Source organism: Geobacillus sp. GHH01 (assembly GCF_000336445.1).
Classification (GTDB): domain Bacteria; phylum Bacillota; class Bacilli; order Bacillales; family Anoxybacillaceae; genus Geobacillus; species Geobacillus zalihae.
Map to the genome: position 1 here is coordinate 1,648,217 of NC_020210.1, position 25,237 is coordinate 1,673,453.

27 protein-coding genes and 3 tRNA genes are annotated in these 25,237 nt (G+C 54.0%); 25 read left to right on the forward strand and 5 right to left on the reverse strand.

Annotated elements, in window-relative coordinates; translation table 11 throughout:
- Positions 1-16 precede the first annotated feature (16 nt).
- The 4 genes from GHH_RS08105 to GHH_RS08120 all read left to right on the forward strand — a co-directional run bounded on the left by GHH_RS08105 (position 17) and on the right by GHH_RS08120 (position 5,496).
- Positions 17-442: an STAS domain-containing protein gene (locus GHH_RS08105; RefSeq protein ID WP_011231124.1), complete on the forward strand. Its 426-nt coding sequence runs from the start codon at positions 17-19 to the stop codon at positions 440-442.
- Positions 443-875: 433 nt separating this feature from the next.
- The gene (locus tag GHH_RS08110) at positions 876-2,612 is read left to right on the forward strand and encodes an ABC transporter ATP-binding protein (protein ID WP_015374764.1); all 1,737 of its coding nucleotides are present in this window, start codon (positions 876-878) and stop codon (positions 2,610-2,612) included.
- The gene (locus GHH_RS08115; protein ID WP_015374765.1) at positions 2,596-4,398 is read left to right on the forward strand and encodes an ABC transporter ATP-binding protein; all 1,803 of its coding nucleotides are present in this window, start codon (positions 2,596-2,598) and stop codon (positions 4,396-4,398) included. Before GHH_RS08110 ends, GHH_RS08115 begins: the two co-directional genes overlap by 17 nt.
- A gap of 219 nt (positions 4,399-4,617) precedes the next feature.
- A complete protein-coding gene (locus tag GHH_RS08120; protein WP_011230510.1) occupies positions 4,618-5,496 on the forward strand; it encodes an IS982 family transposase in 879 nt (292 codons plus the stop codon).
- A gap of 439 nt (positions 5,497-5,935) precedes the next feature.
- Here GHH_RS08120 and GHH_RS08125 read toward each other — a convergent pair whose 3' ends face one another.
- The 3 genes from GHH_RS08125 to GHH_RS08135 form a co-directional block, all read right to left on the reverse strand.
- Complete coding sequence (locus GHH_RS08125) at positions 5,936-6,583, reverse strand: MOSC domain-containing protein (RefSeq protein ID WP_015374766.1); 648 nt, start codon at positions 6,581-6,583, stop codon at positions 5,936-5,938.
- 4 nt (positions 6,584-6,587) lie between these two features.
- A complete protein-coding gene (locus tag GHH_RS08130; protein WP_015374767.1) occupies positions 6,588-7,592 on the reverse strand; it encodes an LLM class flavin-dependent oxidoreductase in 1,005 nt (334 codons plus the stop codon).
- Positions 7,593-7,748: 156 nt separating this feature from the next.
- A complete protein-coding gene (locus tag GHH_RS08135; protein WP_015374768.1) occupies positions 7,749-8,723 on the reverse strand; it encodes a hypothetical protein in 975 nt (324 codons plus the stop codon).
- A gap of 135 nt (positions 8,724-8,858) precedes the next feature.
- Here GHH_RS08135 and GHH_RS08140 point away from each other — a divergent pair, with 135 nt between their 5' ends.
- The 9 genes from GHH_RS08140 (at position 8,859) to GHH_RS08180 (ending at position 17,313) form a co-directional block, all read left to right on the forward strand.
- A complete protein-coding gene (locus tag GHH_RS08140) occupies positions 8,859-9,422 on the forward strand; it encodes a thioredoxin family protein (RefSeq protein WP_033012139.1) in 564 nt (187 codons plus the stop codon).
- A 259-nt stretch (positions 9,423-9,681) separates the two neighbouring features.
- Complete coding sequence (locus tag GHH_RS08145) at positions 9,682-10,071, forward strand: gamma-glutamylcyclotransferase (protein WP_015374770.1); 390 nt, start codon at positions 9,682-9,684, stop codon at positions 10,069-10,071.
- Positions 10,072-10,262: 191 nt separating this feature from the next.
- Positions 10,263-11,621 (forward strand): type I glutamate--ammonia ligase, encoded by a 1,359-nt coding sequence (gene glnA, locus GHH_RS08150; protein ID WP_015374771.1) that lies wholly within the window; start codon positions 10,263-10,265, stop codon positions 11,619-11,621.
- A gap of 266 nt (positions 11,622-11,887) precedes the next feature.
- Positions 11,888-12,775: a sulfite exporter TauE/SafE family protein gene (locus GHH_RS08155; protein WP_011231133.1), complete on the forward strand. Its 888-nt coding sequence runs from the start codon at positions 11,888-11,890 to the stop codon at positions 12,773-12,775.
- A gap of 287 nt (positions 12,776-13,062) precedes the next feature.
- Complete coding sequence (locus GHH_RS08160) at positions 13,063-14,019, forward strand: MBL fold metallo-hydrolase (RefSeq protein WP_015374772.1); 957 nt, start codon at positions 13,063-13,065, stop codon at positions 14,017-14,019.
- A gap of 286 nt (positions 14,020-14,305) precedes the next feature.
- The gene (locus tag GHH_RS08165) at positions 14,306-14,614 is read left to right on the forward strand and encodes a transporter suffix domain-containing protein (protein ID WP_015374773.1); all 309 of its coding nucleotides are present in this window, start codon (positions 14,306-14,308) and stop codon (positions 14,612-14,614) included.
- A gap of 17 nt (positions 14,615-14,631) precedes the next feature.
- Positions 14,632-15,429 carry an SGNH/GDSL hydrolase family protein gene (locus GHH_RS08170; RefSeq protein ID WP_015374774.1) on the forward strand — a complete coding sequence of 266 codons (798 nt, stop codon included), beginning with the start codon at positions 14,632-14,634 and terminating at the stop codon, positions 15,427-15,429.
- Complete coding sequence (locus tag GHH_RS08175) at positions 15,426-16,340, forward strand: ABC transporter ATP-binding protein (protein ID WP_015374775.1); 915 nt, start codon at positions 15,426-15,428, stop codon at positions 16,338-16,340. Before GHH_RS08170 ends, GHH_RS08175 begins: the two co-directional genes overlap by 4 nt.
- A complete protein-coding gene (locus tag GHH_RS08180; RefSeq protein WP_015374776.1) occupies positions 16,333-17,313 on the forward strand; it encodes an ABC transporter permease in 981 nt (326 codons plus the stop codon). Before GHH_RS08175 ends, GHH_RS08180 begins: the two co-directional genes overlap by 8 nt.
- A gap of 68 nt (positions 17,314-17,381) precedes the next feature.
- Here GHH_RS08180 and GHH_RS08185 read toward each other — a convergent pair whose 3' ends face one another.
- Entirely contained in the window at positions 17,382-17,891 is a 510-nt protein-coding gene (locus tag GHH_RS08185) for a hypothetical protein (RefSeq protein WP_015374777.1), read from the reverse strand.
- 190 nt (positions 17,892-18,081) lie between these two features.
- On the opposite strand from GHH_RS08185, the gene GHH_RS08190 reads away from it, so the two are divergent.
- From GHH_RS08190 to GHH_RS08210, 5 genes are all read left to right on the forward strand, one after another.
- Positions 18,082-18,158: transfer RNA gene (locus tag GHH_RS08190), tRNA-Pro, on the forward strand.
- 10 nt (positions 18,159-18,168) lie between these two features.
- Positions 18,169-18,241 (forward strand) — tRNA-Ala (locus GHH_RS08195).
- Between the two features lie 9 nt (positions 18,242-18,250).
- Positions 18,251-18,340 (forward strand) — tRNA-Ser (locus GHH_RS08200).
- 237 nt (positions 18,341-18,577) lie between these two features.
- Positions 18,578-18,847, forward strand: coding sequence for an AbrB/MazE/SpoVT family DNA-binding domain-containing protein (locus GHH_RS08205; RefSeq protein WP_011231142.1), 270 nt, complete (start codon positions 18,578-18,580; stop codon positions 18,845-18,847).
- Complete coding sequence (locus tag GHH_RS08210) at positions 18,847-19,176, forward strand: type II toxin-antitoxin system PemK/MazF family toxin (protein ID WP_011231143.1); 330 nt, start codon at positions 18,847-18,849, stop codon at positions 19,174-19,176. The genes GHH_RS08205 and GHH_RS08210 overlap by 1 nt, the downstream gene beginning before the upstream one ends.
- 31 nt (positions 19,177-19,207) lie before the next feature.
- On the opposite strand, the gene GHH_RS19480 is transcribed toward GHH_RS08210, so the two are convergent.
- Positions 19,208-19,597, reverse strand: coding sequence for a hypothetical protein (locus tag GHH_RS19480; RefSeq protein WP_223813666.1), 390 nt, complete (start codon positions 19,595-19,597; stop codon positions 19,208-19,210).
- Between the two features lie 35 nt (positions 19,598-19,632).
- Here GHH_RS19480 and GHH_RS08215 point away from each other — a divergent pair, with 35 nt between their 5' ends.
- The 7 genes from GHH_RS08215 (at position 19,633) to GHH_RS08245 (ending at position 25,150) form a co-directional block, all read left to right on the forward strand.
- A complete protein-coding gene (locus GHH_RS08215; RefSeq protein WP_015374778.1) occupies positions 19,633-20,466 on the forward strand; it encodes a pirin family protein in 834 nt (277 codons plus the stop codon).
- 95 nt (positions 20,467-20,561) lie between these two features.
- On the forward strand, positions 20,562-21,311 hold the full coding sequence (gene nfsA / locus GHH_RS08220; protein ID WP_015374779.1) for an oxygen-insensitive NADPH nitroreductase: 750 nt from the start codon (positions 20,562-20,564) through the stop codon (positions 21,309-21,311).
- A gap of 73 nt (positions 21,312-21,384) precedes the next feature.
- Positions 21,385-22,128 (forward strand): NAD-dependent protein deacylase, encoded by a 744-nt coding sequence (locus tag GHH_RS08225; protein ID WP_015374780.1) that lies wholly within the window; start codon positions 21,385-21,387, stop codon positions 22,126-22,128.
- 180 nt (positions 22,129-22,308) lie between these two features.
- Positions 22,309-23,487 carry an acyl-CoA dehydrogenase family protein gene (locus GHH_RS08230; RefSeq protein ID WP_015374781.1) on the forward strand — a complete coding sequence of 393 codons (1,179 nt, stop codon included), beginning with the start codon at positions 22,309-22,311 and terminating at the stop codon, positions 23,485-23,487.
- Positions 23,488-23,522: 35 nt separating this feature from the next.
- Positions 23,523-24,287 carry a 3-oxoacyl-ACP reductase FabG gene (gene fabG, locus GHH_RS08235; RefSeq protein ID WP_015374782.1) on the forward strand — a complete coding sequence of 255 codons (765 nt, stop codon included), beginning with the start codon at positions 23,523-23,525 and terminating at the stop codon, positions 24,285-24,287.
- A 12-nt stretch (positions 24,288-24,299) separates the two neighbouring features.
- Positions 24,300-24,749, forward strand: coding sequence for a MaoC family dehydratase N-terminal domain-containing protein (locus GHH_RS08240; RefSeq protein WP_015374783.1), 450 nt, complete (start codon positions 24,300-24,302; stop codon positions 24,747-24,749).
- Positions 24,746-25,150, forward strand: a complete 405-nt coding sequence (locus GHH_RS08245) for a MaoC family dehydratase (protein ID WP_015374784.1) — start codon at positions 24,746-24,748, stop codon at positions 25,148-25,150. The genes GHH_RS08240 and GHH_RS08245 overlap by 4 nt, the downstream gene beginning before the upstream one ends.
- The last annotated feature ends 87 nt before the right edge of the window (positions 25,151-25,237 follow it).

The following is a 25,237-nucleotide window of genomic DNA, read 5'->3' on the forward strand; positions in this document are numbered from 1 at the left end:
ACGATAGGGGGATACAATGAAACAGCATCGGTTGTCGTTTGAATTGGAAATGGTTGTAGAACGCGCATACGAATGCATCAAGCTAACTGGACGGCTCGCCTATGATACGCAGCTCGCGGCGGAACAAAAGCTGGCGACGGCGGTGGCTGCTGTCAAGCGCCGCCTTGTCGTTGTCGACGTGAGCGGCCTTCGATTTTTGGACAGTACTGGATTAGCGCTCCTTGTCCGCTTTTTTAAGCAAATCGTCAGCGAAAGCCGCGTCATGGCCATCGTCGTCCGGGATAACGCCGCTATAGAAAAGATTTTGCTGATGGCCAAGCTCGACCGGCTGTTGCCGATCGTTGGCGATGAACAACAGCTGTTGTCCCTTGCACCGCCAAGCTCTTTCGACCATATTAGCCAGGAGGCGCTTTATTCGGCATGGCGTCAGCGTTCGTCATAGACATGGCTCTCATGCCGAATCAACTGGAAGATTTCACATTTCGCTGGCCCAAAAGCGTGTCGTCTATTTTTTCGACTGCTGAAGGCAAGCCACAGGCTTGCCTTCGTCGCGCCAAGGTGTGATGGAAGACGGAATAACCCCCTGCTTCCCAGACCCATGCATGGGTCTGGAAGCGGTGTTGTTCAGTCACCCGCCAGTCGGGCATCTCGATCGAAACGACTGAACAGACCAGTTGTTCCCCTATTGCCGCCGATGGCCCCCGAGCGATGAGACATTCGTTCGGGGGTTTTGTTCCTCTTGGCCGGGAGCATCTCCGCTTCTGCAAATGCATTCTCATTGTCAAATAAATATTTCGGGTTTAGAATAAAATTATACACAACGATGAACGGCGGCTGGGCCCCGCGATCGGAATGGAGAGGAGAGTGGCGCAGACATGGGGCGGGTGCTTATCTATTTGCGGCCATACTGGAAGTGGATGGCGTTGGCTTGGTTGTTTATGTTGACGGAGCTCATCATCGAGCTTTGGCAGCCGCTGTTGATGGGGAAAATCATCGACGATGGTGTCATGAAACAGGATGTTGCGGCCATTTTCACGTGGGGAGCCGTGATGCTCGGGGCGTCGCTGTTGGCGTTTGCCTCGGGCATCGCCAACTCATTTGCTGCTGCCTACGTCGGTCAGGAGTACGGATTTGCGCTGCGGACGGCGCTGTTTGCCAAAATCCAATCGTTTTCGCTTGCGCGCATCGAGCAGTTGTCGCCGGCCTCGCTCATCACCCGGATGACGAACGATGTGACCCAAGTGCAAAACATGTTGTTTATGAGTTTGCGCATCGCCTTGCGTGCACCGCTTCTGGTCGTCTTTGGCGTCGCGATGGCGTTTGTCGTCCATGCTCGTCTGGCGTTGGTTTTAGCGGTCGCGGTTCCGCTTTCCGCCGCTTTTTTATTGTGGGTTGTGCAAAGGGCAGCGGCGTCCTTTTCCGCCGTCCAACGGGCACTCGATCGCGTGAATGGCGTGATGCGTGAAAATTTGGCCGGCATGCGCCTCATCAAAGCATGGATGAGAAAAGAATATGAAGAGGAGCGATTTGCGGCGGCGAACGATGCGCTCATGGAGCGGACGATGGGCGTGCTGCGCCTCATCGAGACGATCACCCCGGTGTTGTTGGTTTTGATGAACACGGCCATTCTCGCTCTGCTGTTTTTCGGCCGCCTGGATGTTGAGTCCGGGACGGCGAGCGCCGGGCAAGTCGTCGCCGTCGTCAACTACGCGACGCGGGCGACGGCGGCGTTGTCGATGTTTACGTTTATTACCATGGCGTTCTCGCGGGCGCGCGCCTCGGCCGCCCGCCTCGCTGAACTGCTTGAGGTGCCGGAAGAGCGAAGCGGGGCGGATGCGGGCGGTGGTCCGGCCGTTCAGCGCGGGGAAATCCGGTTTGAGCACGTTTCGTTCCGTTATCCGTCGAGTCCGCGCGAGGCGCTTTCGGACGTGTCGTTCGTCATCCGTCCGCATGAGACAGCCGCCATTTTAGGAGCGACAGGGGCCGGCAAATCGACGCTTCTTCAGCTGATTCCCCGGTTGTACGAACCAAGCGGCGGGCGCGTGTTGATTGATGGCGTCGATGTGCGCGAGTTTTCCGCCGAACAGCTGCGGACGGCGGTGCGCTTTGTCCCGCAGGAAGTGCTGCTGTTTTCAGGGACGGTCGCGGACAATCTCCGCTTTGGCAACATCACTGCGTCGATGGAAGAACTTGTGCAAGCGGCTCGCGATGCACAAATTCATGAAACCATCACTCGGTTTCCGGATGGATACGACGCACGGATCGGTCAAAAGGGTGTCAATTTATCAGGCGGGCAAAAGCAGCGGCTGTCGATCGCCCGCGCCTTGGTGGGGCAACCGCGCGTTTTGCTTTTGGATGACAGCACAAGCGCGCTCGATGCAGAGACGGAAGCAAAGCTGCTCGCAGCGTTGCGGAAGTATGCATGCACGACGGTGATGGTGACGCAAAAGGTGAGCACCGCGATGGCGGCGGATACGATTTTGCTTTTGGAAGACGGCCGCCTGATCGCACAAGGAAGTCATGAACAACTGCTGGCGACGAGCGACCTGTATCGACGCATCGTCGCCACGCAGGAAGGAAAGAAGGGATCGGTGGATGTCACTACGGCATAGTCCGCACGGAGCGCGTGTTGGCGCAAGTCCGCAGCGGGCGAAAAACAGCGTTGGCACGTTGCGTCGGCTATGGGCCTTTATCGCTCCGCAAAAGCGAAAGCTGTTTGCGGCCGTGGCTATGGTGATGGCCAGCTCGGCGTTGGCGCTTGCTGGGCCGTATGTCGTTGGCCGGGCGGTTGATTCGTACATTGTGGAACGAAAAACGGATGGATTTTTCGCAACGCTCATTTTGCTTCTGGCCATTTATTTGGCCCTTGGGGCGGCGACGTTTTGGCAAAACTATTGGATGATCGATGTCGGCCAGCGGACGGTGCGCAGCATTCGCGAGCGGTTGTTTCATCATTTTCATGAGCTGCCGATTTCGTTTTTTGACCGACGCCAGCAAGGCGAACTCATGAGCCGGATTACAAACGACATCGACAATATGAGCCAGACATTTAACAGCACGGTTGTCCAGGTCGTCTCGAGCACGTTGACGTTGATGGGCGCTATGGTGGTTATGCTTTCACAAAGCGTTGTGTTGACAATCGTAACGCTTGTTGTCGTGCCGCTCATGTATGTGGGCATGCGCTGGATCACCAACCGGACGCGGGTGCGTTTCCGTGAGCAGCAACGGGCGCTCGGAGAGATGAACGGCTTTATCGAAGAGGTCATTTCCGGACAGAAAGTGGTGAAGCTGTTTTCCCAAGAAGAGCGGATGGAGGAGGAATTGGCGCGCAAAAATGCCGAGCTGAAACAAGCCGGTTTTTGGGCGCAAACGTATTCCGGCTTTATTCCGAAGCTGATGAACTTTTTAAACAACTTGAGCTTCGGCTTGATTGCCGTTGTCGGCGGATGGCTGGCGGCGAAAGGGACGATATCGGTCGGGACGATCGTCGTGTTTGTCGAATACGCCCGCCAGTTTACCAGACCGCTTAATGACCTGGCCAATCAATGGAACACACTGCTGTCGGCGTTGGCCGGCGCCGAGCGGGTGTTGGAAATTTTGGATTTGCCGGAGGAAGAGGAAGACGAGCGGGAAGCGGTGGTCTTGGACCGGCTTGATGGACGCATTGAGTTTCGTCAAGTCGTCTTTTCTTACGACAAACAGCGTCCGGCGCTTCGTGATGTCACGTTTTCCGTCTCACCCGGGGAGACGGTCGCGCTTGTCGGTCCAACTGGAGCCGGCAAAACGACCGTATTGCAGCTGTTGACCCGCTTTTACGATCCGGACGAAGGCGTCATTTTGATCGATGGACGCGACAGCCGGACGATCAAGCGAGCAAGTTTGCGCCGCCACATGGCGTTTGTGCTTCAAGATGCGTTTTTGTTCGCCGGAACGATCCGCGACAACATTCGCTACGGCCGGCTTGAGGCGACCGATGAAGAAGTCGAGGAGGCGGCGCGCCAGGCGAACGCCCACTCGTTTATTATGAAGCTGCCGAACGGCTATGACACCGTTTTGACCTCGGGAGGAGGCGGGATCAGCCAAGGGCAGCGGCAGCTGTTGGCGATCGCCCGGGCGATGATCGCCGACCCGGCCATTTTGATTTTGGACGAAGCGACGAGCAACATCGATACAGTGACCGAAGTGCGCATTCAAGAAGCGCTCGCCCGGCTCATGAACGGGCGGACATGTTTTGTCATCGCCCATCGGTTGAACACGATTCAACATGCCGACCGCATCGTTGTGCTCAACGAAGGCAACGTGATCGAACAAGGGACGCATGAAGAGCTGTTGGCCGTAAAAGGATTTTATTTCCAGTTGTATCAACGCTATTGGTTGCGCAGTGTGCAGCAGGTATAACTGTATGGTGTTCACGTTTGCGGAGGATTTCAGATGAATGCGTGATCTCCTCCATACGAACTCAAGTGCTCAGGAAAGGAAGAGTGGATGAAAAAAACAATTAAACAAAAATATAAAGACCCGTGGTGCTAGATAAACTCAAACAAGCATAAAAATAGCCCTTGCATGAGGATCCCCTTAAAATGAAAGTGCAACCAACCATTAAAAAGGAGGATCCCTATGCAAGAGCACTTTCATTTTACTACAGATCGGGCCAAGATTCAAAAGCAATATGCCGCCATTTTCGTTTTTGTTTCTGCTCAACTTTCATGCATTCAGGTGCATCTTCATCGTCGAAATCGCCATTTGGTCAAGCAAGAGGACGCTGTCATCATCGCCATTCATCTTTTAGGAAAGCTGCTCGGTTTTACTTCTGAACGGGCGTGGCATCGTTTTGTCACGGGAAATTTGTTCACAAACGGCTCGTTTCTCGAACGTTCCCGGTATAACCGCCGCTGCCGGGCGCTTGGCTTCGCTATCAAATGGATCCGCCATGAGCTGGCAAAACGCGGCCAACATCATGCCTATGCCGTCGTGGACAGCTTGCCGCTCCCATTGTGCCATACGGCAAGAATGCATCGCGTCAAACGGTTTCAAGAGATCGCCGACATCGGGTATTGCGCTTCCAAAAAGCAATGGTACTACGGGTTGAAGCTGCACCTTCAAGTGACCGATCAAGGGCTGCCAATGGGGTATGTGGTGACGGAAGCATCTTGCCACGATCGAATCGCAGCCGAAAGCGTGATGACCCAAATTCCCCACCCGTATAACTTTGGGGACAAAGGATTCATTAGCCGTGACTTGCAAAAAAGGCTGTACGAAGAATACCAAATGGCGCTTTGGACTCCGTCTCGAAAAAACCAGAAACATCGTGCGTCTGAGACATGGGAGCAGTGGATCCAACAAAAACGCAAAGTGATCGAGACGGTGTTCTCGGTTCTGGTTGACCACTATCGCATCACGGGGATCCGAGCCAATTCGATTATCGGATTTGAAGTGGCACTAGACGGTATATTGTTAGCTTATTCCCTGGTTACACTTGGGCTAGTTGAGCGCTAAAGCTCAACTAGCACCACGGGTATAAAGATATTTTGTTAGTCATTTTCTTTCTTGTTTGGTTGTTCAACGTGTTTGTTGACAAGGAACAGATTACTGTTGCGGCTAATATCATTGCCATAGTTTTGATTTCATTAGTAAGTTTTATAAAGTATTACACTAAAGAAAATTAAGAAGGTTATTGGTGTTTTCCTGAATAAGAACATTTTACTATAAGGCTACGGAATAGGATGTCCGAAGATCCGTGGCGCCGTTTTGTTCGGCCAAGGTAAAGGGGGCGCTCCATGGGATGTGAGGCGAATCGGCCTCCGCGAGCGCCTGTTTTACGATGTGTAGCGACGTCCAAGCAAAAGGGCGCCTTTTTGATGGTTGCTTTCGGCGCCAAAGCCTTGCCCGTTCGTCCATCGGCCACTCCAAACAGATGGGACCGTCGCTTTGTGCTTTACGGCCGGGGCCGAGCGGTGAGGCGCTTTTGAAACGCTTCGCGCCAGCTTGCGGATAAGGCTGGATGGCTGGCGATTTGCTTCATGGCAACGGCATTGTCCCGCTCATAATAGTAAATGTGATTGATATACGCGATGGACAGCGCCCCTGCGCCCCGTTCGACGAGAACGAGCGGCGCGCCCGGCTCGACGACGCCTTCTTGCAAGACGCGGAAATAAAACCCGCTTTTTCCTGTCTGGCAGACGGCTTTCGGCAAATCGGGCAGCTGATGTTTGAACGCCAATTTGGAGCATGGCTGGCGCGGCTGCGACACTTGCACGAGCGCTGTGCCGGCGGCATACATGTCGCCAAGACATACATCTTCTTCCGTCAAACCGAGAAGCGTCCAGTTTTCGCCAAACGCCCCCGCCGTAAATGGGCGGCCGTATCGCTCTTCCCAATAGGCGAAATGCTCGGACGGATAGGCGCAAATCGCTTTATCTTCGCCGCCATGATGGACGAGGTCGGCTTGTCCATCTCCAACCAAGTTGAGCTTGCCGACAGCGACCGGCCCGGCGACCGGCGTTTTGTCAATGCCGGTCACTAGCCGCTCGCCATTTACCTCTATTGTTTTCGGCTTTCCGACATTAATCGAAACAATTTGCATTGGTTCACCCCCATACCGCCTCGGCGATGAGCCGGAAGCTTGCGAGTTTATCCTCGAAGTCGTATGTAATCGTCACGAGCATGATTTCCTCTGTTTCATACGCTTCACTCAGCCGGTACAGCTCGTCTTTGACGCGCGCCGGGCTGCCGACGATCATCCGCCGCCGGTTGTCTTCCACCCGTTTGCGCTCATACGGGCTGTATGGATACGCAGCCGCTTTTTCCGGGCTTGGCGTGCCGCTGAACGCCATCCCTTGCTCGATCATAAGAAGCGACAGATCAAGGCTGCCGGCGATCCAGTCCGCTTTTTCATCCGTTTCGGCGCAAATCGCAAACACTGCGACCATTCCGCGCGGCTCGGCCAAATACGGCGATGGAACAAACCGGTCGCGGTACAGCCGCATATAATGTTCGCCGCCTTCCCCGTTGATAAACTGGGCGAACACGTACGGCAGCCCTTTGTCGGCTGCCAGCTTCGCCGTTTCCGAACTGGAGCCGAGCAGCCATAGTTCCGGCGGGGACTGCACGATCGGCGTCGCCTTGACGCCATACAGCGGGTGAACCGGCGGCAAGGCGTCATACAAATAGCCGAGCAAGTCGTCAATTTGCTCCGGATAGCGGTCGACCGACCGTCGTCTGTCGCCTTGCAGCGCGATCGTCGCCCGGGGCATGCCGCCGGGTGCCCGCCCGATGCCGAGATCGACGCGGCCGGGATGAAGGCCGGCAAGCACATGGAAGTTTTCCGCCACCTTGTACGGGCTGTAATGCGGCAGCATCACGCCGCCTGAGCCGATGCGGATGCGCGACGTTTTCGCTCCGATGTGTCCGAGCAGCACTTCCGGCGACGAACCGGCAAGGCTGTTTGTATCGTGGTGTTCTGACACCCAAAACCGCTTATAGCCGAGCTGCTCAACGTGTTGGGCGAGCTTGACGGTGTTCTCGAGCGCTTCTTCTGCCGTCATGCCTTCGGCGATCGGCGACTGGTCGAGGACGCTCAGTTGCAACGCCATTGCGATTCCTCCTTCTTCCGCCGCAGCGGTGGAAAAAATGATTAGTTTCTATTATGCGCTGTTTTGCTTCGGTTTGTCCATTCATTTGCCCACCCGTCTAGCAAAAACCGATCCGCCGTCGGCGGATCGGCCAATCTCGTCAAGATGCGCGGCAGTTCACAAGCTGACGGACTGCTTTTGCTCAGCCGCCTGGCGGTCGGGTTTGGGGCCGCGCTTAGGGAAAAAGGAATGAAACAGCTGTCTGACGCTGTCGACGATAAACGAACACCGTTCATACAGCGCCTCTTTTAAACTGTCAAGCTGGCGGGTGACTTTGTACTGCGCGGCCTCTTGCGCTTCAAGCCGTTCGATGACCGTCTCATGGAACACGTGCTGCAGCTCGAACTGCTCGATCAACTTTTGGTACAGTTTTTCCTGCCCTTCGAGTCGGGCGGCCATTCCTTCGGCGAGCTGTTCACGTTCAGCCGTCCGCTGCTCGAGCCGGCGCATCGTGTCGCTTTGCACGGTGAGCGCTTCGATGACGGCCTGCTGCGCCGCTTCTTCTTTGGCCAGCTGCTCTTCCCACCGCAATTGTCGCCTTTCCTCCCGCTCCTGCTGGGCGATGACCGACTGCTCGAGGCGTTCGAGCGTTCCGGCCAAGGCGGCTTGCCCCGCCTGTGCTTCCATAAGCAGCCGCTCGAGGCGGGCGAGCGCTTCCGCCCACTGCCCGCTTTGCGCTTCCTGTTGCTTTTGCCCGGTTTCGGCCGCTTGCTGAAGCGAGGCAACTATGGCGGCCATTTCTTCGTAATAATGGGTTTGGGCTACTTGTCCAGCAGTCACCGTTTGTCCGAGCTCGGACAGCGCCTCGGCAAGCCGTCCGCTTTGCCGCGCCCAGCCGGCCGCAAGCGACTGTTCGAGGCGGGCGAACATGTCCGCCATTTGTTCGCGTTGTTCCGCTTGGTGCTTTTGCCCTTCTTCGATGGCGTCCTCAAGTTGGGCGAGCCGTTCCGCCAACTGATCGAACTGTTGTTTTTGCTGTTCGAGCATTTGTTGCGCGGCGGTGCGGCGATAATAAAACATCGGGTGGGATGCGGGCGGTGCGGCAGCTGGCCCGTACACGCGCGGGGTCATGTGTTTATTCATATAAATCAATGCACAAACGCCTCCTTTCCGTCGTCTATGTGGCATCATATGCCGAGCTGTGCAGTTCGGTTTGGGCGCTGGATTTGTGACACCCGCCTTCCTTTTGATATAATGAAAGAAAATATTGGAGAAAGGGTGTTGTTGATGCCAGCTGTCGAATCGAACATGTTTCCCCTCGGCAAACAAGCGCCGTCGTTTTCCCTCACGAATGTCATCGATGGCAACGTCGTCCGTCTTGAGGATGTGAAATCGGACGTCGCAACCGTCATTATGTTCATTTGCAATCACTGCCCATTTGTCAAGCATGTCCAGCACGAGCTTGTTCGCCTCGCGAACGATTATATGCCCAAAGGGGTGTCGTTTGTCGCCATCAACTCCAACGATGCGGAACAGTATCCAGAAGATTCACCCGAAAACATGAAAAAGGTGGCGGAAGAGCTCGGCTATCCGTTTCCGTATTTGTACGATGAGACGCAAGAGGTGGCGAAAGCATACGACGCCGCTTGCACCCCGGACTTTTACATTTTCGACCGGGATCTGAAATGCGTCTACCGCGGCCAGTTGGACGACTCGCGCCCGAACAACGGCATCCCGGTCACCGGGGAGTCGATCCGCACCGCGCTGGATGCTTTGTTGGAGGGCCGCCCGGTGCCGGAAAAGCAAAAGCCGAGCATCGGCTGCAGCATTAAATGGAAACAAGCACTGTAACAATGTGCTTGACTTTTCATTGTGAAGCGGGTATGATGGAGAAAGCATCATTCGTTCGTTGCGGAATCGCCATCGCCGTGCCGTTGGCTTGCGAGTGCAGCCGGCACGGCGTTTTTGTGGCCGCGATCTACTGAACAAATTCACACTGGCGCCGCCTCGGAGCGGCAAGGATGGATGAGAGGAAGGGCTTCCATTGTTTTTGTTTCCTTTCCTTGAGTTTTCATAATCTATGTTATGTAAACAAAAGGAGAACGAGGAGATGGCGGAAGGGCGATATCGGGTGTTTGTGTATGGCACGCTGCTGACTGGCGAAGAAAACCATGAAGTGGTCGCTCCGTACGTTCGCGCTGTATGCTCAGGGAAAGTAAACGGCCGCTTATACAACGTTGGCCCATACCCTGCGCTTGTGCTTGGAGAAGAGGGGGAAGTGGAAGGGGAGTGGCTGACGGTGACGGAAGAAGGGCTCAAGGCAATGGATGAGCTCGAGGATTACGTTGAAGGGCGGCGCGATAACGAATACGAACGGGTGTGGGTTCGCGACGCGCGTAAACCGATCGAAGGATATGTGTACGTCTATCCGCCGGAAAAAGCGGCCGGCTTGCCGCTTATTCCGTCCGGATCATGGCGGCGGCGTGAGGAGAAAATGTAACATCTAGAAACAGCCTATGAGGAACGGTCATCCTCTGGGCTGTTTATTTTTTACATGAATATGAAAACGATTGCAAAAAATCGTTATAAAAATACAGAAAAATTGCTAAAAAAGTGTTGCCAAACGGCCACTCTTTTTCTATAATAAAAGCATGTTAGAAAAATAAACGTAAGAATGTGAGGTAATGTTACATGTCAAAAACGTTCGTTTCCTCCACCCAAACGGGATTGCTTGAACAAATTAAAGAAACGATCCAACAAAAGAACGTTGAACTTCTTCATTTGCAGTTTGTCGACATTGAAGGGATCTTAAAGCACGTGACCGTGACGGCTGAACAGCTTGATGATGTTGTCGAAGGGAAAATCATGTTTGATGGTTCGTCGATCAAAGGCTTCTCGCCGATCAACCGTTCCGACTTGTATCTTCTTCCGGATTTGAATACGTTTGCTGTTTTGCCGTGGACGGTCGAGGAAGGCTATGCGGAAGCGCGCTTTCTCTGCTCCGTGACCAATCCGGACGGCACGCTGTTTGAAGGCGACCCGCGCAACGTGCTGAAAAAAACGATCGAGCGAGCGGCAGAAAAAGGATATACGATCTCGGTCGGTCCGGAGCTGGAGTTTTTCCTGTTCAAAGCCGATGAAAACGGCAATCCGACGCTCGAGCTCCATGATGGCGGCGGTTATTTCGAACCGTCTCCGAAAGACTTGGGCGAACGCGTTCGCCTTGAAATTTACCGCGCCTTAAAAGCGATGGGCTTTACGATTGAAGCGTCGCACCATGAAGTGGCGGAAGGCCAGCATGAGATCAACTTCAAATATGCCGATGCGCTCGGTGCGGCTGACAATGCGACGACGTACAAATGGGTTGTCAAAACGATTGCCAGCAAGTTCGGTCTCCATGCGACGTTTATGCCAAAACCGGTGTTTGGCATCAACGGTTCAGGCATGCATGTTAACATTTCCCTCTTCAAAGATGGGGAAAATGCGTTCTTTGATCCGAACGATGCGAACCAGTTGTCAGAAACAGCGTACCAATTCATCGCGGGCTTGCTGAAAAACGTAAAACACTTCGCGGCGGTTACGAACCCGCTTGTCAACTCGTACAAACGGCTTGTGCCAGGGTATGAAGCGCCTTGCTACATCGCTTGGTCCGCTTCCAACCGTTCGGCGCTCATCCGCATTCCGGCCAAACGCGGCGTCGCGACGCGCGTTGAGCTCCGTTGCCCGGATCCGTCGGCCAATCCGTATTTGGCGTATGCCATCATCGCTGCCGCTGGCCTTGACGGTGTCGAAAAAGGTTTAACCGCTCCGGCGCCGATTGATGAAGACATCTTCCATATGTCGGAAGAACGACGTGCGGAGCTTGGCATTGACAACTTGCCGGAAAACTTGGGCGAGGCCATCGCTGCGTTCGAAAGCGGAGAAATCGGCCGCGCGACGCTTGGCGAGCACGTATTCAACGAATACGTCGCGATGAAAAAAGACGAATGGAACAGCTACCGCACGGCGGTCCACGCTTGGGAAGTCGAGCGGTATCAAGGGAAGTTCTGATCGAAAGCCAGCATTCAAAAGGTGTCCCGTCGCCATATTCGGGGCGCCTTTTTTCTGCAGGCGGCTGTTTGTCTTTATGGACGGCCGCGCGGCGCCTTCCGTCCGTCGGCCGCCAAGCCGTCGGTGTTCGCAACGTCATCTTGCGAGCAGGGACTAAAATAAATGATCGCATTTTTTATTTTTTAAAAATTCATAGTTGACATCTATGAATAATGAGATTTAAATTATAAGTAACGCGCTCAACCATTGCAAACGGAGGGAAACCAATGAAAAAACTGATCGTTTTTGTGTTTGTAGGATTTATCGCCCAGCTGATTGACGGCTCGCTTGGAATGGCGTATGGCGTCACGTCGTCGACGTTGTTATTGACGTTCGGCATTGCTCCGGCCGTCGCCTCGGCGTCCGTTCATTTGGCGGAAGTGGTGACGACGGCGGCATCTGGCGCTTCCCATTGGAAGTTCGGCAACGTCGACCGCCGCATGGCCTTTAGGCTCATCATTCCCGGGTCGGTCGGCGCGTTTGTCGGAGCATGCTTTTTAAGCAATTTGCCGGGAGATTTGATTAAACCATATGTATCCTTGTTTTTGTTGGCGCTTGGCTTTTACATTATTTATCGATTTTTAGTGTTGAACGGCCGCGCGCCGTCGACGCCCGGAAAACAGTGGTCCAATAAGCAGCTCGTCCCTCTCGGATTGGTGGCTGGCTTCCTTGATGCGACCGGCGGTGGAGGATGGGGGCCGATTGCGACGCCGGTGTTGTTGGCCAATAAAAGCATGGAAGCGCGCAAGGTGGTCGGCACCGTCGATACATCCGAATTTGCCGTCGCGCTGTCGGCGACGCTAGGATTCGTCATTTCGCTTGGTTGGGAACAAGTGAACTGGCACTGGGTGCTGACGCTCATGGCTGGCGGGGTCGTCGCTGCACCGATCGCCGCTTGGCTTGTGCGCAAACTGCCGTCCCATTTGCTTGGAGTGTTGGTCGGCGGGTTGATTATTTTGACGAACGTCCGCACGCTCCTGCACGCTTGGGAGGCGCCTGCGCCGGTGTATCCGACCGTTTATGGCCTCATCGTCATCGGTTGGGCCGCGGCGGTATGGCTGGCGATCCGAAACGGGCGGAAAGGAAAGGCGACTGGCAGGGAGTTGGCGTCGTAAGCATTAGGGGGCGCTTGGCAAACGACAGTGTCTTTCCGTTGGCGGCAGCGTTGGATGCGATCGGGTTGAGCATCAGGGAGCTTGTTCGTGCTGCGGAGGGCAACGGTCGACAGCGCCTGCCCTCAAAAATAGCGCGCGGAGCAGTTGTTGCCCCGTTGACGACAGTTGAAACGAGAAGGCGGCTCTTGCCCTCTGGGCAGGGGCTGCTTTTTTATCAACCCCTGTAGCGGGAAGCCGGTTTCTATGTTAAAATATTCTGCATCATCAACCAAAGGGGGAGAGGGAACATGGCACAGCCGCTTGATCTCGGCCGCCGCATTTCACTCATCGATTTGTATGATTTGCGCATGCCGCAGCGCACCGGTACATACGTGCTTCACGAAGAGAACTTGGCGATCGTGGAAACAGGGCCAAGCCCGTCGGTGCCGCATTTGCTTGCTGGGTTGAAAGCGCTTCATATTGATCCGTCTGATATTCGCTATATCATCGTCACCCATATTCATTTGGATCATGCGGGCGGCGTGGGGTTGCTTCTTCAGCATTGCCCGAATGCGATGGTTGTCGTCCATCCGAAAGGGAAGCGGCATTTGGCTGATCCATCGCGCCTCATCGCTGGAGCGAAGGCGGTGTACGGCGCGCAGTTTGAGTCGCTCTTTGATCCGATTCTTCCGGTGCCAGAAGAGCGATTGATCGTGAAAGAGGACGGGGAAACGTTGAAGTTGAGTGCGGAGCGGACGCTTGTGTTTTATGATACGCCGGGGCATGCGAACCATCACGTTTCGATTTATGATTCGTACAGCCGCGGCGTGTTCACCGGCGATACGATCGGCGTTTTTTATCCGCAGCTGCAAGAAGCGGGGCTTACGTTTTGCCTGCCTTCAACATCTCCGAACCAATTTGATCCCGAGGCCATGAAGCAGTCGGCGGCAAGACTTGAGAAGCTGAGACCGGAACGCATTTATTTTGGCCATTTTGGCATGCTGGATGACCCGCAGGAGGCGTTCCGCCAGCTTCGCGTTTGGCTGCCGAAATTTGTGGCGGCAGGAAAAGAAGCGATCGAGCGAAATCCGGAAGCATCGCCCGCAGAGCAGGCGAAAGTCGCTGCACAACGGTTGCGCCGCGATGTAGAAGCGTTTTTGAACGAATATGGCGTCCCGTCTTCGTCGCCGGTGTATGCGGCGATCGAGCTGGATTTGCAGGTGTGCGCGATGGGGTTGATCGATTACTGGCATAAGCGGCGGTGATAGGAGTGAATGAACGGTGTCCCAAGCATAAAAGGGACACCTTTTCTTTGTTAATACGTATAACGATGATGATGACGAATCCGTCTGCTTGGTTTCATGCCATGAGGCCGGTTTTTCTCCTTCCAAACGGTGCGTTTTGCGGTTTGGGAACAAGACAGGCGTTGGTTGGCGGCGAAACGCACGGCTTCAGGCGCGCCGTTTCGTGAACGGGAGATGGATATGGTAGAGTGGGAGTGCAGAATCCCAATCTTCGTTCGCAACCACGACGCCATAAGGAGGTGGGGACGTGAAGCAAGAGAAACCGGTTCTGTATCGCATTGGCATTGGCCTCATCATCGCCTCGTTCGTCGTTTGGGTGGCGGTGCCGATCGCGCCGTTTCTGCCGTTTTCAGCCGCTGTCAAGGCAACGATTGTCGCCACGGTCATTGCGGCGGCGGAAGTCTTGTTTTGGCTTGGGGTGCTGCTGGCTGGAAAAGAAGCAGCGATGAAGCTGAAAGCGTATTGGAATCCGAAGCATTGGCGCATAAATCGGCAACGGTTGGATCAAACCAATGATGTTAAGCAAAAAGAGGAACGGTTGGAAGAAAGCCAATAAAGAGATGAGGTGGTGGCATGAGACGGAGAGCTGTTTCGTTTCTCATCGTTGTTGCCGCTCTGTCCGGAGCGCTTTGGCTTGGCGGCCTGGCATTGGCGGTGCAAGATCAGTTTTTTGCAACCGCCAAGCCGCCGACGAAAGAACAACGGCCGTCAACGGCTGAAACAAGGCAACATGACGAGAAAATGGATATTGTTGCTCTTGGCGACTCGTTGACGAGAGGAACGGGCGATGAAAGCGGAAAAGGGTATGTCGGCTATATGGTCGATGCGCTTCGCCGGCAAACGGATAAGCCGATCCGTGTGACGAATTTGGCGGTTCGCGGCCTTCGCTCCGACGGACTGCTTCGCCAGCTTGGCCAGCCTGAGATTCAGCGGCAAGTCGCCATGGCGGATTTGATCGTGATGACCATCGGCGGCAACGACTTGTTTCAAGGGGGGGAAGCGCTTCGGTTGAACGCCAAGCAGCTGGATGAAGCGAAGCGCCGGTATGTGGAGAACCTTGACCGCATTTTCGCCGCGCTGCGCCGCTTCAACAGCGAAGCGGTCATTTTTGCGATCGGCTTGTACAACCCGTTTGGCGATTTAGACGATGCCAAACGGACATCGGCCGTTGTGCGCGATTGGAATTTTGCATCAGCGGAAGTGGCGGCCCGCTATCCGAACATCGTCGCGGTGCCGACGTTTGACTTGTTTGCCTTGCATGTCAATGATTATTTATATAGCGACCATTTCCATCCAAACAAAGAAGGGTACAAGCGGATTGGAGAGCGCGTCGCCTCGCTCATCACGTTGACGGAGGAGGACGAGCGATGACCAAACGGGCGACATTGATGGTCAAAGAGCTGCGAAAAACGATTCGCGGCAAGGAAATTATTAAAGGCATTTCGTTTGAGCTGCATGAAGGGGAAGTATTCGGTTTTTTAGGGCCAAACGGCGCGGGAAAAACGACGACGATCCGCATGCTCGTCGGGCTCATTCGGCCGACGGCGGGGACGGTGGCAATTGGCGGGTATGACCTTCATCGCCAGTTTACCGACGCGATCCGCCAGATCGGCTGCATCGTCGAAAACCCAGAAATGTATCCGTATTTAACAGGCTGGGAAAACCTTGAACATTTCGCCCGCATGATGCCGGGAATTGGTGCAGATCGGATCATGGAAGTGGCGAAGCTCGTCGGGCTGGAACAGCGCATCCATGACCGGGTGGGCACGTATTCGCTCGGCATGCGGCAGCGGCTCGGCATCGCGCAGGCGCTGCTTGGAAAGCCGAAGGTGCTCATTTTGGACGAGCCGACCAACGGCCTTGACCCGGCCGGCATTCGCGAAATGCGCGCCTTCATCCGCTTTTTGGCGGAAACGGAAGGGTTGAGCGTCCTTGTTTCATCGCATTTGTTAAGTGAAATTCAATTAATGTGCGACCGCGTCGCCATTATGGCGAAAGGGCGGCTCTTGGCGGTCGACACGGTGGAGCGGCTGTTAAACCAGCAGGCGCGCGTCGTTTGGAAAGCCGTTCCGATCGAGCGGGCGCGGGCGCTGTTAGCGGCGGAAACCGAGGTGCTGCGCGCTGATGAAGAGACGATCGTCACGCCATATGAGCCGTCGAGACTAGCCGCTTGGAACGCCAAGCTTGTCCAAGCCGGCGTCTCGGTGTCGGAAATTGAACCGCGGCTGCCGACGCTCGAAGATTTGTTTATCGAGCTGACAGGGGGCGAAACGATTGAGTAAGCTCGTGTATAATGAAATGTTGAAAATCGTCCGCAAAAAGCGGCTATGGGTGATCGCCGCCATCATTGCGGTGCTCGTCGCCTTGTTTACATACGCCCAATACCGCGAGACGGAAGAACTGCGAAAACGGCTTGGCACGACCGACTGGCGGACGCAGCTGCAGCAGCAAATCGTCGATTTGCAAAACCGCTTGCAGTCGCCGAGCATGTCTGAGGAGTGGCGGAAATACTTGCAAATCCGCCTCAAGCAGCAGCAGTACTACTTAGAGCACAACATTAATCCGTCCGCCCCTGGAGCGCCGACGTTTATGCGCACGTTTATCGAAAACGCCATCGACTTGTTTTTGCCGCTTTTAGTGATGGTGGTTGCGGCCGATTTAGTGTCGTCCGAGGCAAGCGCTGGAACGATCAAGCTGCTTCTCGTTCGGCCGGTGAAGCGGTGGAAAATTTTGTTGAGCAAATATATCGCGTTGCTCCTGTCGGTGTCGCTCATTATGCTGATGGTGGCGGTGCTGTCGTATGCCATCTCCGGGCTCGTGTTTGGATATGGCGGCTTCCGTCTGCCGCTATTGACCGGATTTGTCCAGCAAGGAGAGGATCTCAATACAGCGAATGTCCACATGATTCCGCAATGGAAATACATTTTGATCGAGCTCGGGCTGGCAGCGTTTGTGAGCGTTGTCGTCGGCACACTGACGTTTATGTTTTCCGTGCTGCTTAGGAGCACGGCGGCGGTGATGGGCATCATGCTGGCAGCATTGATTTCTGGCGCGATTTTGTCGAACATGGTGTCGTCGTGGCATTCGGCAAAATATTTGTTTATGGTCAATTTGCGGCTGACGGATTACATAAAAGGAGCGGCTCCGCCGATTGAGGGGATGACGCTTGGCTTTTCGATGGCCGTGCTGGCTGTCTGGGGGCTTGCAGGGCTTCTTGTCGCTTTTTTTGTCTTTATGCGGCGAGATGTCTATTGAAAACGGCAGAGCGGCGAAAACCCGAGGGGGTGTTCCCTCGGGTTTTTCAGTGAAAGGGGATGAAATGCCTATCTATTCGGCTGCTTGTCGTGAACGCCGGCGAGTCCAAGCGCGTGATGGCCCCGCAGCAACTGCTCCACGGCCGGCCATTGCTGTTCATCGCAACGGATGAGAAGCACGATCCCATTCGGTATGGAAGAGATCGGCGCATCTTCGCGGTCGGCGAGCAAATACAGCTTGTTCATGTCGACGGAGCCGAGGTAGCTGTCCCAAATGCTGTACATGTAGATGGCCACATAAAACATGAGCCATCGTTCGTCAAGAACGGCTTTTGCCTTTTCAAAATCGCCAAGCAGCGAGTATAATATACCTGTATTGATATGGGCTTTTGTGTTGATAAACAGCTCCCAGAGGATTAACATAAAGGCCGTGGCGTAGCGTTGCTGCATCAAATTGCCGAAACCCGGAAACGAAAAGGAAAAAAAGGCGACGACAAGCGGATGACGCAAATGGAAATGGGTGGTTGTCAATTGCGACAAATGCGCCCGTTTGCGCCGCGCCGGCGGAATGAGTTTCACAAAGCGCCCCCTTTCCTTTACACGGTTGCTGTGTTTTTAGTATAGGAAAAAAGGAGCGGCAGCTATGCAGGTCGTTTCAGAAAAAAGATCAATTTTCATCCGTTATGGCGAAAAAAAGATAAAAAAACTATTGACTTTCCTTTGAGGTTCATATAGAATGTGAATTGTCGCAAGGTAAACCAGCCTATGTCGGGAAGTAGCTCAGCTTGGTAGAGCACACGGTTCGGGTCCGTGAGGTCGCAGGTTCAAATCCTGTCTTCCCGACCATTATAGACATGGGGCCTTAGCTCAGCTGGGAGAGCGCCTGCCCCGCACGCAGGAGGTCATCGGTTCGAATCCGATAGGCTCCATTTTCATACGGAGGAATACCCAAGTCTGGCTGAAGGGGGCGGTTTCGAAAACCGCTAGGGGTGTCACAGCCCGCGGGGGTTCGAATCCCTCTTCCTCCATTTCTAATATCCGATCCTGTCAAATTGTAAATCATGAAACCCTTGATACGACTGCGTTGGCAGTCGTTTTTCATTTTTTGGGAATCCTTTTGACTTTTCTTCAAATCTTTTAACATGTTCAGCGTCTTATCATCAATCGTAATCGTTCGTTTCGAATCGAAAACACCGTCTCGATGGCATCTTTTTTTGAATTTATGTATATACTATGTATATACGAAATGAAAGGAGAGAGGTATAATGGAATTAAACAAACAGAAAGGAGTGTCAATCATGACAATAACCGTTCAAAAATGGGGAAACAGCCTTGCGGTTCGTATCCCAAGCGTGATTGCTGAACGTTTAGCGCTTCATCAAGGATCAGAAGTGGAGATGATCGTTGAGAACCAAGCGATCAAGTTGATCCCGAAAAAGAAGAAGCCGACATTGGAGGAACTTTTGGCTAAAATCACGCCGGAAAATCGCCATGCTGAAATTGATTTTGGAACAGAAGGGAATGAATTGTTCTGATGCAAGCGCCGGATCGTGGGGATCTTGTTTACGTCAATTTCAATCCACAAGCAGGGCATGAGCAGGCAGGAAAAAGGCCCGGCATCGTTCTATCACCAAAGCGGTTCAATCAATTGACAGGGTTTGCGGTGCTTTGCCCGATCACCCGGCAACAAAAAGGATATCCATTTGAAGTGGAATTGCCATCAGGCTTGGCCGTTGAAGGCGTGATTTTAACCGATCAGGTCAAAAGTTTAGATTGGCGCGCCCGACAGCTTCAAATAGTAGGACGGGCGCCCAATGAAGTTGTTTCGGATTGCTTGGATCTGATTCATACTTTTCTTTCGTGAAAGGCCATTTATGTTGGCCTTTTGTTCACTTTTAGCATACTTTTTGCGTACATTTTTGCCCTTCACGCTCCTTGAGGCGGGAGACTTCCTTCGGATATTTTGTGAAAAAGGCAGAGTTGAGCAACGAAAAGAAGGCGGATCGTCCCGCTTTTTTGCATGGATTGACACACTGGAGATTATTTTGCACAAATTTTGCACGTGATGAACGAGCATGTCCATTCATCCTTGAAATATCAATCGTTTTATGGTGGGATTGGAATCCCTCTTCCAACGTCCACCTGCCGAGTGCCGGCAGGTTTTTTGTTTTTTGCGAGCGGTATGGCCGCCATTTTTCAGGCGGATGGCTTGCCTGTTTTTCGTTGAATCCGGTACGATGAAGGGGGGGAGCGGTTTGCCGATTGAGCTGCACTCCTTCCGGCAACGGCCGGGATTGCGCAACATAAGGGAGGAGAGGTTATGGCGATTCAACGCCGCATTCGTCGCGTGAAAACCGTGCAAATGACGACCAACAGCCCGATTCATCAGAGCGGTTCGGTGCTTGAGCCCGGGAACTGGCAAGAGTATGATCCGTTTTTGTTGCTGATGGAAGACATTTTTGAGCGAGGAACGTTTGACGTCCATCCGCACCGCGGCATTGAGACGGTCACGTATGTGATCAGCGGCGAGCTTGAACATTTCGACAGCAAAGCCGGCCACAGCACGCTCGGCCCCGGGGATGTGCAATGGATGACGGCCGGCCGCGGCGTCGTCCATAAGGAAGATCCGGCGCCCGGTTCGACGGTGCACAGCTTGCAACTTTGGGTCAACTTGCCGAGCACGCATAAAATGACCGAGCCGCGCTACCAAAACTTGCGCGCCGAAGAGATGCCGGTGCGAAAAGAGGAAGGAGCGGTGATCCGCGTCTTTTCCGGGTCATCCAAAGGGGTGCAAGCCCCGACGAAGAACATCGTTCCTGTCACGATGGTGGAAATGATTGTCGAACCGGGAACAACGGTCGTGCAAGATTTGCCGGGGCATTACAACGGCTTTTTGTACATTTTAGAAGGGAGCGGCACGTTCGGAGCTGACCATACGGAAGGAAAGGCCGGGCAAGCGCTGTTTTTCAGCCGCCACAACCGCGGCGAGGAAACGGAGCTAAACGCGACCGCCCGCGAAAAACTCCGCCTTCTTCTTTACGCCGGTGAGCCGGTGAACGAACCGGTCGTCGCCTACGGGCCGTTCGTCATGAACACGCCGGAACAAATCCGCGAAGCGATTCGCGATTACCAGGAAGGGCGGTTTGGGCGATAACGGAAGGGAAAGAGCCGATTCGTTGTATGGCTCTTTCTTTTTTGTTATCATGTTCACAAAAAGAAGCCGTTGGGCTGTTCAAGGAGGACATAGTCATGAACCAAGTCATCGAAACGATTCTCCAGCACCGTTCGATCCGCCGTTTTGAAGACCAGCCGCTCACGGACGAACAAATCCGCACGATCGTTGAATGCGCCCAAGCGGCGTCGACATCAAGCTACGTTCAAGCGTACTCCATCATCGGCGTGAAAGATCCGGAGAAAAAACGGAAGCTCGCTGAACTGGCCGGGAATCAATCGTACGTCGAGCATAACGGCCATTTCTTTGTCTTTTGCGCTGATTTTCACCGCCATGAGCTCATTGGCGAGCTAGAAGGAAAAGACGTGCTTCCATCGCTTGAGAGCACGGAAAAGTTTATGGTTGCGCTGATTGACACGGCGCTTGCGGCGCAAAATGCCGCCATTGCCGCGGAGTCGATGGGGCTTGGCATTTGCTATATCGGCGGGCTGCGCAACAACTTGCCGGAAGTATGTGCGCTGCTAAATGTGCCGAAGCGGGTCATTCCGCTGTTTGGGCTTGCCGTCGGCTATCCTGCACAAACGCCGGATCAAAAGCCGCGGTTGCCGTTTGAACACGTTTATCACGAGGACGAATACGACCAAGACCGGGCGCGATTCATCGCGCAGCTGCAGCGCTACAATGAAACCGTTTCTACCTATTATGAACAACGGACAAACGGCCGCCGCCGCGACACATGGACCGGGCAGATGGCCGATATGCTCAGCCGCCAAGTCCGGATGTACATGAAGGAGTTTGTGGAAGGGAAAGGGTTCAATTTACGGTAGCCTCGCTGCAGGCGGGAGCCCCCAGCTCCCATTCCCGAAGTCCAAGAGGTTCGTAAGAAAGGAGAGAACGAGAGTGGACAAAATCCGGCAACTGGCGCAATGGATCAAAGAGGCGAATACAATCGCCGTCCTGACCGGGGCCGGGATGAGCACGGAGTCCGGCATTCCTGATTTTCGCAGCGAAAACGGCCTTTACGCCCAAGAGGACCATGTCGAATATTATTTGTCAGAGCATTATTACAAAAAAGATCCGGCTGATTTTTGGCGTCGATTCAAGCGGATGTTTTCATTAAAAATGATGGGCGGCTTTGCCCCGAATGATGGGCATCGGTTTCTCCGTTGGCTTGAGGAGATGGGCAAGACGGTGACGATTTTGACGCAAAATATTGACGGGCTGCATACAAAAGCAGGGAGCACGAATGTCATTGAGCTGCACGGCACGTTGCAGACGGCGACATGCCCGTCATGCGGCAACAAGTATGATCTGTCGTTTATCAACCGCCACGAGGTGCCGCGCTGCGAAAAGTGCCAGACGATTGTCAAACCGGATGTCGTCTTGTTTGGCGGGCTTGTTCCTCGTATCGAAGAAGCGTTCGCTAGAGCGGCGGAGAGCGACTTGCTTCTGGCCATGGGAACAAGTTTGGAAGTGGCGCCCGTGAATCAAATCCCGTTTTATGTTGCCGCCGAATCGCCGGCAACAAGGAAAGTATTGATCAACAAAACAGCGACAAGAATGGACGGGATGTTTGACCTTGTCATTTATGGCGGAATCGGGGAAACGGTCGCTAGCGTGCGCAAGCAAATACAGGCGGAATAGATCGATAGATTCCATGCCAACGGGAGAACGCATATGGCGTTTTCCCGTTGGACAAAAAATCAAAAAAGGTATTGTACTTTTCAGAACATTCGAATATAATAAAGATAACATACCAACCGGTTGGTATTTTGATGAGTGGAGCCGAGCATAAAGGCGTAACGGAAAACGGAGGGGACCATCATGTATTTGCGCTTAACGGACGAGCAGCGCATGGTGCAAAAAGCGATCCGCAAGTTTGTGGAAAAAGAGTTAATGCCGCTTGAAAACGAAGTGTTGCGCAATGAGCGGGAAGGAAAGCCCGGGCTTGCGCCGGAGAAATTGAAAGAATTGCAATTAAAAGCGAAAGAAGCGGGTTTTTGGGGGATCAACACGCCGGAGGAATACGGCGGCGCGAACTTGGGCCACGTCATGCAGGCGATCGTCCTAATGGAAGTGTCGAAAACGCTCGTTCCGTTCCAGTTCGGCGGGTCGGCGGACAACATTTTGTATTATGCGAATGAGGAGCAGAAGAAAAAATACTTGATCCCGACGATCAATGGCGAGAAAAAATCGTGTTTCGCCATGACCGAGCCAGGGGCGGGGTCCGATACGCGCAACATCAAAATGACGGCGGTCAAAGATGGCGATGAATGGGTGTTGAACGGGGAAAAAACGTTCATCACCGGCGGCAATGAAGCCGATTTCGTCATGGTCATCGCCATCACCGACAAAGAGCGTCACCAAGCTTCGAACGGGCGTGAAGGGGTGACGTGTTTTATCGTCGACCGCGAGATGGGCTGGCGCTCCGAACCGATTTATACGATGGGGCCGTCGACGCCAGCCAGCTTGATTTTCGAAAACGTGCGCGTGCCGGAAGAAAACATTTTAGGCGAGCTGCATCACGGCTATAAGCTTGGGCTTGAGTGGATCGGCTACGCCCGCTGGGTCGTCGGCGCCCGTGCGGTCGGAGCGGCCGAGCGGCTTTTGCAAATGGCCATTGACTATGCGAAGGAGCGCGTCACATTCGGCAAACCGATCGCCGAGCGGCAAGCAATCCAATGGATGATCGCCGATTCAGCGGTGGAAATCGAAGCGGCGAAATGGCTTGTGTTAAACGCGGCGTTTACGCTTGACCAAGGGGAGGACAACCGCCATTTAGCCTCGATGGCGAAACTGTTTGGCGCGAACATGGGCAACCGCGTCGTCGACCGCGTCATGCAAATCCACGGCGGCATGGGCTACACGAAAGAAATGCCGATCGAGCGCTGGTATCGTGAAGCGAGATTGTGGCGCATTTACGACGGCACGGATGAAATTCAGCGCCTCATTATCGCCCGCAATTTGATCAAAGGGCACGTCAAGCTTGGACAGTTCATCTAAAAAATGAAAGCGTTGTCGAAAGGGAGGAGAACACGATGAGTCAACGGTTTGCAGGAAGAGTGGCGTTTGTGACCGGAGGAAGCCGCGGCATTGGCAAGGCGATTGTCACCCGCTTCGCAGAAGAAGGGGCGAAAGTGGCGTTCATCGATTTAAATGCAGAAGCCCTTGAAGCGACGGCTGCCGAGCTGCGGGAGAAAGGGTATGAGGTGTACGCCAAAGTGGCGAGCGTCACAGACCGCGAACAAGTGGAAACGACGATGCAAGAAGTGGTCGAACGATTCGGCTCGCTCGATATTCTCGTCAACAACGCCGGCGTCATCCGCGACAACTTGCTCTTTAAAATGACGGACGACGACTGGCAAACGGTCATGGACGTTCATTTGAAAGGGGCGTTTTACTGCGCCCGCGCCGCGCAAAAATATATGGTCGAAAAAGGGTACGGGCGCATCATCAACATTTCGTCGACCTCCGCGCTCGGAAACCGCGGTCAGGCGAACTATTCGGCGGCGAAAGCCGGCATTCAAGGGTTTACGAAAACGCTGGCGATCGAGCTCGGCAAGTTCGGCATTACGACGAACGCCATCGCTCCAGGATTCATTGAAACCGATATGACAAAGGCAACCGCTGAGCGGCTTGGCATTTCGTTTGAGCAGCTCATTCAGGCGAGCGTCGCCAACATCCCGGTCGGACGCAGCGGCCGTCCGGAAGACATCGCCCATGCAGTCGCGTTTTTCGCCGACGAACGGTCGTCGTTTGTCAACGGCCAAGTGCTGTATGTGGCCGGCGGCCCGAAATGTTAAGGGGGGACGGGGATGTACCAGCATGACATCGGAAAACGGTCGGCGAAAGTGAAAAACACCGTTGAACACGGAGCGGTGAAAAAGTTTGCGGAGGCGATCGGCGACCCTCATCCGATTTATTGGGATGAGGAGACGGGGAAGCGGTCGCGCTACGGGCGCAACATCGCCCCGCCGACGTTTCCGCGCGTGTTTGACTACGGCGTCATTGAAGGATTGAAATTGCCGGCCAAAGGGCTCATTCACGGCGAGCAGCGCTTCCATTATGAGCGTCCGCTGTTTGTCGGTGAAGAACTGTACTGCTATGCGGAAGTGAAAGATTATTACGAAAAACAAAGCAGCATGGGCCTGCTCGGTTTTTTAGTAATCGCCAACAACGGCGAGGACGCTGACGGAAATCTCATTTTCACTTCCACCTCGACGATCATTATCAACGAGGCGGTTAGAAAGGCGATGAGCGTATGACGAGCATCCGCAAATGGCAAGTCGGAGAGTCGCTTCCTGAAGTAACGCTCGCACCGGTGTCCCGGCTCGATTTAATCAAATACGCCGGCGCATCAGGCGACTACAACCCGATTCATACGATCGACGACGAGGCGAAAAAGGCAGGGCTTCCAGGCATTATCGCCCACGGCATGTGGACGATGGGGAACTTGGCCAAGCTGTTTACGCCGTATTACGAAGAAGGGTTCGTACAGGACTATTTTGTCCGCTTTCAATCGATGGTGTTTTTAAATGATATCATCACCTTAAAGGCAACGGTGAAGGAAAAAGGCGACAAGACGATTCGGTTTGACGTCGCGGCCGTCAATCAGCATGGCAAAGAAGTCGTCAAAGGTGAAGCGGTCTTTGCGCTTTACGAGTGAAAAAGACGGGCGGCCCCAAAGCTGAAGCCGTAAGCGGGGCGAGGGGCCAGCCCGTTTGCGGGGATGTGTTCACAACGAACAAGGGGG